1 protein-coding gene is annotated in these 260 nt (G+C 52.7%); it reads left to right on the top strand.

What is annotated here, in order from left to right:
* Positions 1-260: GNAT family N-acetyltransferase (locus AAEZ08_RS23130; RefSeq protein ID WP_500125208.1), on the top strand; the 260-nt coding region annotated here is incomplete at both ends.

Here is a 260-nt window from a genome sequence, read left to right as displayed (position 1 = left end):
GTGTTTCCTCTTGCTTGAACCCGAGAGCGGAGAGGTTCTAGCGCGGTGTAACTACACGAACATTGTGAGGGGCGTTTTTCAGGCCTGTCATCTTGGCTTCTCGCTGGCGGAATCTGCCCAGGGTCGCGGTTTGATGAAAAAAACGCTTCAGGTCACTAACCGTCATTGCTTTGAGCAGTTGGGGCTTCATCGGATCATGGCCAATCATTTGCCCCGTAATGTGCGAAGTGAACGACTTCTGGAGTCGCTGGGGTTTGAGA

The sequence above is a fragment of the Pseudomonas sp. E45-MNA-CIBAN-0222 genome (genome assembly GCF_040310405.1).
In the GTDB taxonomy this organism is placed as follows: Bacteria; Pseudomonadota; Gammaproteobacteria; order Pseudomonadales; family Pseudomonadaceae; genus Stutzerimonas; species Stutzerimonas stutzeri_AC.
This window is presented reverse-complemented; position numbering and strand designations above follow the sequence as displayed.